Below are 12,617 nucleotides of genomic sequence, written 5' to 3' on the forward strand. Positions count from 1 at the left end.
ATTATTAGCCGGCGAAACTGAATTGTCGCTGAAGCTTAAAGATCTGCGCTGGCAGCGGGCAGTTTTAAATTGATGGTTTGGCTATCCGGATTAATCTCACTGATTTGCACCTGCAGCTGCTGTCCCAGTTCCAGCATGATGTTGTCCCCCTGATAGCAGCGGCCCTCTTCCCAGTTAGTGCTGAGGCTGTCTGCCGGTACACCCAGCTCGCTCAAGGCTAAAAAGCCCTGGGCACCATTCTCGAGTAACCGCAGCCGAACACCGGTACGGTTAATATCCTGCACTTCACCGGTAAAGCATTGGCCGTCGGCTTGGGCAGTACTGAGGAACTGACAATACAGCCAATCGGCAATATCCCGCTCAGCACGGCGTTGAATTTTGCGCTGTTCAGCCAGCCGTTTTGCCAGCTCCGCAGCAGGGGGCTCTGTCGCGGTCTGTAATAAGGTAGCTTTAATCAGGCGCTGGTTAACCAAATCACTGTATTTACGGATTGGCGAGGTCCAGGTTGCGTAATATTCTGCGCCTAAACCAAAATGCGCAGCTGGGGTGGTGCTCACCGTGGCGTAAGCCTGGAAGCGGCGGATCCGCGTATCCAGATAAGCGGATGGCAGCTGATCCAGCCAGCGCCGTAACTGACAAAAGCCGCTTAATTCGGTGAGGGCGTCACCCAGTACCGGTGCGTCAAATTTGCTGAGTAGTTCATTAAGTGGGTTTAGCTTGCTGCTGTCAAAACCGCTGTGGGTATTAAACAGGCCAAAGCCCGGTTGTGATGCTAAATAGCGACCTGCGCTCTGATTGGCGGCGATCATCGCTTCTTCGACCATCAGATTCGCAATACGGCGCTGCTCGGCATGAATAGCGACAACCTGATGTCCGGCGTTGAGGTCAAAGCGGTAATCCGGTTTATCCGGAAACACAATGGCATGGGTTTTACGCCATTGCTGGCGGGCTTTTGCCAGCGCGCTAAGCTGCTGCAGCTGTTCGGCCATTAGCGAACTTTCAGGCTGCCAGCTGCCCGAGCCTTCCAGATAATCAGAGACTTGCGTGTAATCAAAGCGGGCCTGTGAGCAGATGGTGGCCAGCTCAAAGCGGAAGTCGGGTTCGATAGTGCCATCCTGCTGGATGTTTAGCGTTAACACCAGCGCCGGTCGCGGTTGGTTCGGGTGTAACGAACACAGCTCGTCGGCGAGTTGCCGCGGCAGCATCGGAATATTGCGACCAGGCAGGTAAGTGGTAAACAGCCGCTCTGCGGCGATCTGATCCAAAGCAGAACCTGCCGGAATATAGGCATCCGGATCGGCCACAGCGACCTTTAATTGCCAGCCTGTTGTGGTTTGCGTAATCGCAATCGCATCATCCATATCCTGGGTGCTGCTGCTGTCGATGGTGAAAAACGGCACAGCGGTCAGATCACTGCGTGGGGTAGTGGCTTGCTGTTCGCTGAATTCGGACAAGGGCGCCGCTGTCGGCAGGTTATGGCGCGCTAATACGACTAGCCAGGGCGCTTCTGGATCCGTAGCTTTGGCAATCACTGCCGTCACTTCAACCAGAAATTGTTCATCTTTTAACGCGTGCTGTACCAGCGTTGCCTGCACCCAGTCGCCGTCAGCCAGTGCTTTGTCATCAATACCATTAACGGCTTTGGCTTTTAAGCCATCTTTAAACAACGGTAAGTCGGGAACGATTTGCAAACGGTTTTTAAAACGCTTAACCCGGCCGACGAAGTTTTGTAAACCGGCTTCCAGCAAGGTTTCCGGTTCGGCCTGGGTTTTGGCATCAACCTCGCGGATCACGGCACTGATGCGGTCACCGTTTAATAGTTTTTTCATCAAGGGCGGGCTGATAAAATGGCTTTCTTTATCACTAACCTCTAAAAAGCCGAAGTTTTTAGTGGTGGCACGGACCACGCCTTCTTTTACCGGCAGCGATTCACGGAGCTGTTGCTTCAGCTGCGCCAGTAAAGGATTGTCTTGTAACATAAGGGTTCTCGTTATCGAGCCGCCGCCACTGCAGTGGCGGCTGACGCTGCGTTAGGAAAAAATAACCGGTACCAACCACAAACAGGCTGCGGTGATACAGATAATCGATAAAATATTTAAAGCAAATCCGGCTTTCACCATGTCAGCAATTTTCAGCTGACCCGAGGCAAAGACGATAGCATTAGGCGGCGTAGCAACTGGCATCATAAAGGCGCAACTGGCGGCAATCGCCGCCGGGATCACCAGCATGGTCACCGGCATACCCATCGAAACTGCCACCGGGCCCAGTAAAGGTAAAAAGGCGGCAGCGGTGGCGGTGTTACTGGTCACTTCGGTCAGGAAAATAATCAGCGTGGTGACCAACAGGATCAGTGTTAGCATATCCAGGGTGCCAAGCTGACTGACTTGTAGCGCGATAAAATCCGCCAGACCGGATTTTTGAATTTGACTGGCCAGAGTTAATCCACCCCCGAACAACAGCAAAATACCCCATGGCAGCTTTTGGCAATCCTCCCACACCAGCACGCGCTGGCCGCTTTTCAGGCTGACCGGCAAGATAAACAGCAGCAGTGCCACGCACACTGCAGTCACAGTGTCGTTCATCGGGATACCGGTAAATTCGGTGATTTTTTTCGCCAAGGTCCAGCAGAACGCTGCGGCTAAAAAGACCATTAGTACCAGTTTTTCGGCATTTTGCATTGGCCCAAGCTCCGCCAGTTTCTGGCGGTAGATTTGCCGGCTGTCGGCCTGCACTGCGCCATCGAGCTTAAACTGAAACCGGGTTAACCACAGCCAGGTTAACACCAACAATACGCTGGCCAGTGGCACCCCTAATAGCATCCAGTCGGCAAAACTCAGTGTGATGTTATGCACATTTTGCAGGTAGCCCGCAAGCAAGGCGTTTGGCGGTGTCCCAATCAGGGTGGCGATACCACCAATACTGGCAGCATAGGCAATCGCCAGTAGTACTGCCTTAGCAAAGCTGTCTTGTTGCTGGCCGCCCTGGCTTTGCATCGCAATTACCGATAAACCAATAGGCAGCATCATGACGGCGGTGGCGGTATTCGACATCCACATCGACAAAAAGGCGGTAACCAACATCATGCCGGCAATTTGCTGGCTGGGTTTACTGCCAACCAGCAGCATGGTCAGTAAGGCAATTCGTTTGTGCAGGTTCCAGCGCTCCATCGCAATCGACAGCACAAAGCCGCCAAAAAACAGAAAAATCAGCGGATCGGCATAAGGCGCGGCAACTGCGGCAATGCTGTCGAGTTTTAGCAGCGGCAACACGGCTAATGGGATTAATGCGGTGGCAGGAATGGGCACCGCTTCGCTAATCCACCAGGTCGCCATCCATAAGGTCAGGCCACACATTATCCAGGCATGACGACTAAGCTCAGCGTCGAAGGGTTCGGTAAACAGGGTTAATAAGAATAGCGCCGGGCCTAACAGCAAAGGCAAAGTGGTTTTCAGGTTGGCCAATGACATGGATAGCTCCGTTATTCTTCGTGATCTTGGTTTAGCGCATTATTGGTAACAGCATGGGCAACAGTGCTGGAATGTTGCACCAGTTGTTCCAGTTCGGCCACTTCATAGGCATCTAACAGTCGCCACTGGCCGACTTTTAATTCTGCCAGGCGCACATGCATAATGCGGGTGCGTTTTAATTTCACCACCTCATAGCCTAAAAACTCGGCCATGCGGCGGATCTGCCGGTTCAGACCTTGGGTCAGGATAATATTAAAGGTATTGCGCGAGACTTGCCGTACTTTACAGGGTAGGGTCACCGTATCCAGAATAGGCACGCCCTGGCTCATGCGCTTGATAAAGTGCTCGGTTATGGGTTTATTCACCGTGACCACATATTCTTTTTCATGGGCATTACCGGCCCGCAGCACTTTATTAACGATATCCCCGTCGTTGGTCAGAAAGATCAGGCCTTCGGAGGGCTTATCCAGCCGGCCGATTGGAAAGATCCGCTCCGGGTATTTCAGAGCATCAATAATATTGCCGGCGACCTTACGTTCAGTAGTACAGGTAATGCCAACAGGCTTATGGTAAGCGATATATACCCGTTTGGGCTTATTTTTTAGCGGCTTGCCATCTACCAGCACCGTATCGCCGGCGCCAACTTTTAGCCCCATTTCGGCACTTTGGCCATTTACCGTCACCTTGCCGGCGGCGATGAGCGAATCGGCCTCACGGCGGGAACAATAACCGGTATCGCTGATAAATTTATTTAAACGCACGAGATGGGTTTCGGACATGGTGTTAACGGCAGGCTCACTGACAGCTGAAAACGTCTAGTGTAAGGGGCCTGTCCGGGCAGAGCAAGGTTTTGCCGGTAAAAGCAGATTATCGCTTGGGTTCTGCCCTGGCTTGCGGTTAAAATACCGGCAACGAACAGGGATCTGCCAATGACGATACCAATAAATAAGGCATTACCATCAGCCAGCCGGCTGGTGCTGGGTTGTATGGGGCTGGGCGGGGGCTGGAATAATACGCCGCTAAACCGTCAGGATGAACAACAGGCTTTTGCACTCATTGACAGCGCACTGGAAGCCGGTATTACGGTATTTGACCATGCCGACATCTATACCTTTGGTAAAGCCGAAACCGTGTTTGGCCGCTACCTTAACGCTTTTCCGCAGCGACGTGAACAGCTGCTGCTGCAATCAAAGTGCGGAATCAAGCTGGCAACTGAGCAGCAGCCAGGCTATTACGATTTAAGCCAGGCGGCGATTTTAACTGCCGTAGATGGCATTCTCAGCCGCTTACAAACTGACTATCTTGATATATTGTTACTGCATCGGCCCGATCCTCTGTTAGAGCCAGCCGAAATTGCTGCCGCCTTCACGCAACTGCTGCAACAGGGCAAGGTTCGCCACTTTGGCGTCTCTAATATGGCCTGGCCGCAACTGCAATTGCTCCAGCGTTACCTGCCGGTACCGTTGCGGGTTAATCAACTGGAAATGAGCCTGCAGCGGCATCACTTTATCGAAGAAACCTTACTCACCGGCATGGCCGAGGGTGCCAGCCGGCATTTTGGCTATGGTACCGTGGAATATTGTCAGCAGCAGGATATACAAATCCAGAGCTGGGGCAGTCTGGCGCAAGGGCGCTATAGCCAGGCGCAGCCAGATGAATCTGCTGTTGAGCAACAAACCCGCCTGCTGGTGAACCGTTTGGCTGCTGAATATCAGGTGGCACCTGAAGCCATAGTGCTGGCCTGGTTGCTGCGCCATCCGGCGCAGATCCAGCCGGTAATAGGCACCAGCAGAGTTGAGCGCCTGCAAGCCGCAGTGCAGGCTCAGCATATCAGCCTAAGTCGTCAGCACTGGTATCAGCTGTATATTGCTGCCCGTGGTGCCGCTTTACCTTGAGTCTGTTGCCATGCTGAACCGCTTCGCCAACCCAATCTTGTTTTTGCTGATGCTGTTAGCCTGTACTGCGGTCCCGGCGGCTGACAGGGTTTTTGCGCAATTACATCAACGGGTATGGAATACTGAGCATGGTTTGCCGCAAACCTCAGTGGTGGATATTACGCAGGATCCGGCCGGCTATATCTGGGTAGCGACTGAAGGTGGCCTGGCGCGCTATGATGGTAACCAATTTCAGGTATTCAATGCCCAGAATACCGAGTTACTCCGCAACCCCTTGTTGCGGTCGTTACATACTACTGCGGCAGGTGAATTACTGATTGGCAGCTCCGATAAACTGATCCGCTATCAGCAGCAAGAGTTTCAGGAGCTGACGCTTGACGGGCGCAGCGTTGGCAGTGTGGAGGCAATGGCTGAAAACAGCCAGGGGCAGGTGTTTATTGCCGCTGAGCAGCTGCTGGTATGGCAACAGGGGCAGCTCAGTGTACTGCCGGTACCGGGCCGGCCGGTAAGCAGTTTACTGGCGGAGGGTGATCGCTTATGGCTCGGCGGCCCAGGTTATCTGGCACTGTGGCAAAATGGCGAATATCAGTTAGTCGCTGACATGCCACAAGCAGGCTGGCTGATTACCGAGATGGTGAGCACGGCCTCTGGGTTACTGCTCGCCACCCCGCAAGGGCTATGGCAATATCAGCACGGGCAGTTAAGTCCGGCGCAGCAGCAGATCGCAGATGAGGTGTTGTTGTTGTTCCAACAGCAGGACAACTTATGGGTTGCTACCTATCAGGAATTACGGCAGTACCGGGGACAACAACTGCTGTCGGTGACCGATTTACGGCAACACAGTAAGCTTGGCTGGTTGGTGTCGGCGTTTGAAAGCCGTGAGGGTTTTCTGTGGTTTGGCAGCAAAACCCATGGCTTGCTGCGTTTTCGCGCTGATGCGACGACCAATTATGGCGTAGCATCAGATTTGCCTGATCCCTATGTCTGGGCGCTGCAAGAGGCCGGCAATGAGCTGTTGGTCGGCTACAATGGCGGTCTGGCGGCATTTGACGGCGAGCGCTTTACCAGCAAAGTGGCGCCGGCGTTACTGTCACATCATGTGGTGTATTCGTTATTTCGTGAGGCGGACGGCACCATTTGGGCCGGAACCCGGCGTGGTTTAAATAAAATCAGTGCTGATTATCAGCAGGTGCAGCGCTTTAGCGCACTTGACCATATTCAGATTAACGGTATTGCGCAGCGGCGCGATGGTAGTATCTGGGTGGCAACCTTTGACGGTTTATACCGGATCTTACCGCACAGTGATCAGCCTGAGTTGATGACGCCTTCCCTTGGCTTACCGGCAAATCGCTTTCGGATCATTTTAACCGATAGTCAGGATCGCTTATGGCTGGGGACGCCCAACGGTGCCTATGTCTGGGATGGTTTACAGCTGAAAAAAATAAGCGATCCCCGGCTTGATGGTGTTTACGTGACCTTTATTACCGAGTTAGCGGATGGCCGGATCTTGCTTGGCACCCTGCAACATGGTTTTGCTTTTGAAGATGGTCAGGGGGGCTGGCAGCACATTACGCCGGAGCAGGGGTTGCCGTCAAATGATGTCATTTATCTGGCCGAAACCGACCGCGGCCTGATTATCGCCAACTTTAATGGCGTATACCGGCTCAGCTCAGCGGTGCTGACTGGGGGAGAGCTGCAAGCACGGATCATTATCGATGATATCGGTCCTGAGGCCGGCGTTGATGGCTTGCGCTGCTGTAATGGTGCCGGCAATAGTAAAGGGGCATTGTGGCAGGGTAAGGTGTATTTACCCAGTTTAAACGGTCTGGTCAGTGTAGATCTGGCTGGCCTGTCAGATCAGGTGCCGGTACCCCAGGTGTTGTTGGAGGAGATTAAGGTCGGGCAGACCTCCTGGCCACTGGCGCAGCCGCTCGTCATCGATCAGCAGAGCCGGGATCTGGTATTCAGTTTTACGGCACCGGCCTACTACCGGCCCAGGACCTTATTATTCCGCTACCGCCTTAATGGCTATGATCAGCAGTGGACGACGGTCAATGACCGGCGCCAGGCGTTTTATACCAATTTACCGGCCGGTGAGTTTAGCTTTGAAGTGCAAGCCCGTTATCAGGGCGAAGGCGAGTGGAGTGCGATTGTCAGTCAGCCGTTACAGATTAAAGCGCGCTGGTATGAACAATATTGGTTTTACGTGTTGCTGGTGTTATTGGCGCTACTGGTGATCTATGGTAGCTATCGCTTGCGCCTGCAGCGGCTGGCCCGCTTGCAGCAGCAACTGGAGCGCATGGTCACAGAGCGGACGCAAGAATTAAATCAGGCCAACCAGCAATTGGCGCAGCTGAACCAGCGCTTACAGTTGTTAAGTGTAACGGATGCCTTAACAGGGTTACATAACCGGCATTATTTACAACAGGTGTTGGATGCGATTCTGGCACGGGCGCGACGGCAGCAGCGGCCGTTACTCTGTTTATTATTGGATTTGGATAATTTTAAACAGGTCAATGATTTATTGGGCCATCAGGCAGGTGATGCAGTTTTACAGCAACTTGCGGCCTTGTTAAAACGCTTACTGCGGCAATCTGATCATCTGATCCGTTGGGGCGGTGAAGAGTTTTTAATTATCCAGGAGCAGCAGGATGAGCCACTGGCATTTCTTGGTCGCTTAATGCAAGCCATCGCAGAGGAACCCTGGACAGTGAAAGGAGAATTACCTTTTTCGATCAGTTGTTCGGTTGGCGTAGTGCAGTATCCGCTGCCGGATAACAGCAGTTGGACCTGGACTCAGGCACTGGCATTGGCAGACAAAGCTTTATATCAGGTAAAGACCCATGGCAAGGCCGGCTGGTTGATGTTAACGCCGGTCGCCAAAGCCACCGCAGCGCAAAGTTGGTTACAGCAAGATGTGTTACAACTGTTGCAAAGTGGCGGTTTTAGTTATGTTGGCAGCAGTCTGGTGAGTCAGCAGTTGCAGCAGGAGCTGGCAAGCGCAGGGCAATAATGCTCTGGCTTGCCGCTACAGGTTACATATTCGGATAGTTCGGGCCACCACCACCCTCTGGTGTCACCCAGGTGATGTTCTGGCTCGGATCTTTAATATCACAGGTTTTACAGTGAATGCAGTTTTGCGCATTGATCTGCAGTCGCGGCCCTTTATCCTGCTCTTCGACTATCTCATAAACGCCAGCCGGGCAGTAGCGCTGCGCCGGCTCAGCATACTTAGCCAGGTTCACCTGGATCGGAATGCTGGCATCTTTCAGTTTCAGATGGCAGGGTTGTTCTTCTTCATGGTTGGTATTCGACAGGTAAACCGAGCTTAAGCGATCAAAGCTGATTTGATTATCCGGCTTCGGATAAACGATAGGGCGGCAACTGGCAGCCGGTTTGAGCTGGGCGTAATCGTGCTGTTCGTCTTTTAACGTCAGCGGTAAGCGACCACCAAACCAGTTTTGATCCAAAGTATTAAAGGCGCCGCCCCAGAAGGTACCGAATTTATGGATCGCCGGGCCGAAATTACGGGAGCGATAAAGCTCATCGTACAACCAGCTGCTTGTAAAGGCACTGGCAAAGCCGGTCAGATCCTGACCACCGGTATCGCCACTTAATAAGGCCTGGGCTACCACTTCGGCCGCCAGCATGCCGGATTTCATCGCGGTATGATTGCCTTTAATCTTGGCAAAGTTCAGGGTGCCGGCATCACAGCCAATTAATAATCCGCCATTAAAACTCATTTTCGGCAGGCTGTTCAGGCCACCTTTGGCAATAGCGCGGGCACCATAGGACACGCGCTTACCGCCTTTTAAATATTGTTTTAGTGTCGGATGCTGCTTATAGCGCTGAAACTCTTCAAAGGGGTTCAGGTAAGGGTTGCTGTAGTTCAGGTCAATAATTAAACCGACCACGACCTGCTGACCTTCAGCATGATACAGATAGCCACCGCCGCTGGCGTCATCTAAAGGCCAACCGGCAGAGTGCACCACCAAACCGGCGTGATGCTGTTCGGCCGGCACATCCCAGATTTCTTTAAAGCCAATTGCATAATGCTGTGGCGACTTGCCGTCATCCAGCGCAAAGTGTTTAATCAGTTGTTTGCCCAAATGACCGCGGCAGCCTTCGGCAAACAGGGTGTATTTGGCCAGTAATGCCATGCCGGGGGTATAGCTGTCTTTGGGTTGGCCTTCGCGATCCAGGCCCATATCACCAATCAGAATACCTTTAACCGTGTTATCTTCCAGTACCAGCTCACTGGCGGCAAAGCCCGGGAAAATCTCTACACCAAGCGCTTCGGCTTGCTCCGCCAGCCAGCGGCACAGGTTAGCGGCTGAGATAATATAGTTACCGCTGTTATGCATAGTCTTAGGTACGGCAAAGCCCGGTAGCTTGCGCGCATTCTGCTCATCACTAAACAAATAGATATCATCATGGGTGACCGGGGTATTTAGCGGTGCGCCGCGCTCGGCCCAATCCGGCAACAGTTCGTTCAGCGCGCGGGGTTCAAAGACGGCACCGGATAAAATATGGGCGCCGACTTCAGAGCCTTTTTCTACCACACAAACACTGATTTCCTGGCCTGCGCTTTCGGCCTGTTGCTTTAAACGAATAGCAGCCGACAGACCCGCCGGGCCTGCGCCAACGATGACCACATCGTATTCCATTGCTTCTCTTTCCACCGGGTTACCTCTCTTGCGTTGGCAGGTTGGGCTGTGTTTATTGTAGAGTATGCCTGAGCTTAGCCACAGCCGCCTGTTTTGTGGATGCTATTGTTTACAGATTTTTTTATAAACATGGGAATTTATTGAGGATAGCAGGATATTGCAGGTTGACGTTAACGTCAACAGGAAGTAGATTGTCGGCCATGCTCAAATTTAGTAGTTTACCTGCACGTAAAGCAGCCCGGGCAAGGGTTGTCGCATTCAGATGAGGCCATTATGAAGATACTAGTTCCGGTAAAACGGGTTATCGATTACAACGTTAAGGTTCGGGTTAAACCGGATAACAGTGGTGTGGATCTGGCGAACGTGAAGATGGCGTTAAACCCATTCTGCGAAATTGCGGTGGAAGAAGCCGTGCGGTTAAAAGAAGCCGGTGTTGCCACTGAGGTCGTGGTGGTCACTATCGGGAATAAAGCCGCACAAGAACAGCTGCGTACCGCGCTGGCGCTGGGTGCCGATCGTGCGCTGCAGCTGGAGACTGAACTGAACCTGGATTCACTGCAAGTGGCCAAGTTACTGGCCAAGGTGGTCGCAGAAGAGCAGCCACAGCTGGTGATTATGGGTAAGCAAGCGATTGACTCGGATAATAACCAAACGGCACAGATGTTGGCGGCTTTAACTGGTATGGGGCAGGGTACGTTCGCGTCGAAAGTGGTAGTAGCAGACGGTAAGGTACAGGTGACCCGTGAAATTGACGGTGGTCTGCAAACGGTTGCCTTGACATTGCCGGCCGTAGTATCGACTGATCTGCGTTTAAATGAGCCGCGCTATGCCTCGTTACCGAATATTATGAAAGCGAAGAAAAAGCCGCTGGATGTCAAAGCTGCCGATAGCCTGGGCGTGGCACTGGAAAGTAAGGTCAATACGCTGAAAGTGACGACACCACCAAGCCGTCAGGCCGGAGTGAAGGTAGAAAGCGTCGCCGAATTGGTAGCCAAGTTAAAAGATGAAGCAAAGGTGATCTGATGAGCATTCTGGTAATAGCTGAACATAACAATAGTGCGCTGAAGGCGGATACCTTTAAAACCGTACAGGCTGCCAGTCAGCTTGGTGGTGAAATCCATGTGCTGGTTGCTGGTCAGGCGTGTCAGGCTGCGGCAGCTGAAGCCGCAAGCATTGCCGGTGTCAGCAAGGTATTGCTGGCCGATGCCGCGCCTTATGCGCATCAACTGGCAGAAAACGTTGCTGCTTTAGTGGCAGAGTTAGGTGCCGTTTATAGTCATATTCTGGCTGCCGCCACCACCGGTGGTAAGAATATGTTGCCACGGGTGGCAGCACTGTTAGATGTGGCGCAAATTTCTGACATTATCGCCATTGAAAGTGCTGATACCTTTGTGCGGCCAATCTATGCCGGTAATGCGATTGCTACGGTGCAGTCGGCTGATGCCATTAAAGTATTAACAGTTCGTAGTGCGGCCTTTGCTGCGGCTGCTACCGGCAATAACGCGCCTATTGAAGCCGTTTCTGTGGTTAAAGATTTAGGCGTATCCAGCTTTGTTGCCGAAGAGCTGACCAAATCAGAGCGGCCGGAGCTGACGGCCGCCCGGGTGATTATCTCCGGTGGTCGGGGCATGCAAAATGGCGAAAACTTTGCGCTGTTAAATGGGATTGCCGATAAGCTGAACGCGGCCATTGGTGCCTCGCGCGCTGCGGTCGATGCCGGCTTTGTGCCAAACGATATGCAAGTCGGTCAGACCGGTAAAATTGTGGCGCCTGATCTGTACATTGCCGTCGGTATTTCTGGCGCTATCCAGCATCTGGCTGGGATGAAAGACTCAAAAGTGATCGTCGCTATCAACAAAGATCCGGAAGCACCGATTTTCCAGGTTGCCGATTATGGTCTGGTCGGCGATCTCTTTACGGTATTACCGGAGTTAGAAGCTGCGCTCTGAGCCGGTAAAACCTGATGCCCAACTAAGCCAGCCTCGTCGCTGGCTTTTTTTATGCCACAATTTTACTATAACCCCATACTTCAGGGAGAAACCTTATGCCACCTGTGATCCGCCATGCCGAGCCAGCCGATTTAGCCGCTGTCAAGGCCATCTATGACCAACCCAGCGTCTATGCTAATACGTTGCAGCTGCCGTTTCAGCCGCAAGCTAAGTGGCAGAGTCTGTTTGAGCCGCAGCCGGGTTTTTATAATCTGGTGGCTGAGCTCGAAGGCCAGGTGGTGGGGCAACTCGGGTTACAGGTGATGCAAAATCCGCGGCGACGGCATGTGGCGGAGATTGGCATGGGCGTAGCTGAGCCATTTCAGGGGCAGGGTATTGGTTCGGCCTTGTTACGTGCCGCGCTGGATTTAGCCGATAACTGGTTGGCCCTGCGCCGGGTGGAGCTGCTGGTCTACAGCAGTAACGAGTCGGCTATTGCACTGTATGAACGTTTTGGCTTTGAAGTTGAAGCCGAACTGGCCGATTATGCCTATCAATACGGCAACTATATCAGTGCGCTGGTGATGTCGCGGCTACGAAATACGGCTTAAGGGCAATAAAAAAACCGCCGGTGGGCGGTTTTTTTATTCAGAGCCAGTA

8 protein-coding genes and 1 pseudogene are annotated in these 12,617 nt (G+C 52.7%); 5 read left to right on the forward strand and 4 right to left on the reverse strand.

The annotated features are described in order from the left end of the window. Positions 1-35: 35 nt before the first annotated feature. The 3 genes and pseudogenes from AGRI_RS02020 to AGRI_RS02030 all read right to left on the reverse strand — a co-directional run. Positions 36-1,979: an exoribonuclease II gene (locus AGRI_RS02020; RefSeq protein WP_008983352.1), complete on the reverse strand. Its 1,944-nt coding sequence runs from the start codon at positions 1,977-1,979 to the stop codon at positions 36-38. Positions 1,980-2,030: 51 nt separating this feature from the next. Continuing rightward, positions 2,031-3,467, reverse strand: a complete 1,437-nt coding sequence (locus AGRI_RS02025; RefSeq protein ID WP_008983353.1) for an SLC13 family permease — start codon at positions 3,465-3,467, stop codon at positions 2,031-2,033. A 68-nt stretch (positions 3,468-3,535) separates the two neighbouring features. Next, positions 3,536-4,246: pseudogene (locus AGRI_RS02030) on the reverse strand (pseudouridine synthase); the annotation flags it as partial. A 150-nt stretch (positions 4,247-4,396) separates the two neighbouring features. Between AGRI_RS02030 and AGRI_RS02035 the strand changes: the two are divergent. Beyond that, entirely contained in the window at positions 4,397-5,362 is a 966-nt protein-coding gene (locus tag AGRI_RS02035; RefSeq protein WP_008983355.1) for an aldo/keto reductase, read from the forward strand. A gap of 10 nt (positions 5,363-5,372) precedes the next feature. Beyond that, a complete protein-coding gene (locus AGRI_RS02040) occupies positions 5,373-8,375 on the forward strand; it encodes a ligand-binding sensor domain-containing diguanylate cyclase (protein ID WP_008983356.1) in 3,003 nt (1,000 codons plus the stop codon). A gap of 22 nt (positions 8,376-8,397) precedes the next feature. Here the strand turns inward: AGRI_RS02040 and AGRI_RS02045 are convergent, their stop codons facing one another. Beyond that, a complete protein-coding gene (locus tag AGRI_RS02045; RefSeq protein ID WP_008983357.1) occupies positions 8,398-10,044 on the reverse strand; it encodes an electron transfer flavoprotein-ubiquinone oxidoreductase in 1,647 nt (548 codons plus the stop codon). Positions 10,045-10,302: 258 nt separating this feature from the next. On the opposite strand from AGRI_RS02045, the gene AGRI_RS02050 reads away from it, so the two are divergent. The 3 genes from AGRI_RS02050 (at position 10,303) to AGRI_RS02060 (ending at position 12,568) form a co-directional block, all read left to right on the forward strand. Next, complete coding sequence (locus AGRI_RS02050) at positions 10,303-11,052, forward strand: electron transfer flavoprotein subunit beta/FixA family protein (protein WP_008951947.1); 750 nt, start codon at positions 10,303-10,305, stop codon at positions 11,050-11,052. After that, positions 11,052-11,978 carry an electron transfer flavoprotein subunit alpha/FixB family protein gene (locus tag AGRI_RS02055; RefSeq protein ID WP_008983358.1) on the forward strand — a complete coding sequence of 309 codons (927 nt, stop codon included), beginning with the start codon at positions 11,052-11,054 and terminating at the stop codon, positions 11,976-11,978. The genes AGRI_RS02050 and AGRI_RS02055 overlap by 1 nt, the downstream gene beginning before the upstream one ends. 95 nt (positions 11,979-12,073) lie before the next feature. Next, positions 12,074-12,568 carry a GNAT family N-acetyltransferase gene (locus AGRI_RS02060; RefSeq protein WP_008983359.1) on the forward strand — a complete coding sequence of 165 codons (495 nt, stop codon included), beginning with the start codon at positions 12,074-12,076 and terminating at the stop codon, positions 12,566-12,568. The last annotated feature ends 49 nt before the right edge of the window (positions 12,569-12,617 follow it).

It is taken from the genome of Alishewanella agri BL06, assembly GCF_000272005.1.
Classification (GTDB): domain Bacteria; phylum Pseudomonadota; class Gammaproteobacteria; order Enterobacterales; family Alteromonadaceae; genus Alishewanella; species Alishewanella agri.

What these genes read in the sequence shown, in the direction of transcription:
- AGRI_RS02040 (WP_008983356.1), top strand. Translation starts at nt 5,373, where the DNA reads ATGCTGAACCGCTTCGCCAACCCAATCTTGTTTTTGCTGATGCTGTTA.
- AGRI_RS02035 (WP_008983355.1), top strand. Translation starts at nt 4,397, where the DNA reads ATGACGATACCAATAAATAAGGCATTACCATCAGCCAGCCGGCTGGTG.
- AGRI_RS02060 (WP_008983359.1), top strand. Translation starts at nt 12,074, where the DNA reads ATGCCACCTGTGATCCGCCATGCCGAGCCAGCCGATTTAGCCGCTGTC.
- AGRI_RS02025 (WP_008983353.1), bottom strand. Translation starts at nt 3,467, where the DNA reads ATGTCATTGGCCAACCTGAAAACCACTTTGCCTTTGCTGTTAGGCCCG.
- AGRI_RS02020 (WP_008983352.1), bottom strand. Translation starts at nt 1,979, where the DNA reads ATGTTACAAGACAATCCTTTACTGGCGCAGCTGAAGCAACAGCTCCGT.
- AGRI_RS02050 (WP_008951947.1), top strand. Translation starts at nt 10,303, where the DNA reads ATGAAGATACTAGTTCCGGTAAAACGGGTTATCGATTACAACGTTAAG.
- AGRI_RS02055 (WP_008983358.1), top strand. Translation starts at nt 11,052, where the DNA reads ATGAGCATTCTGGTAATAGCTGAACATAACAATAGTGCGCTGAAGGCG.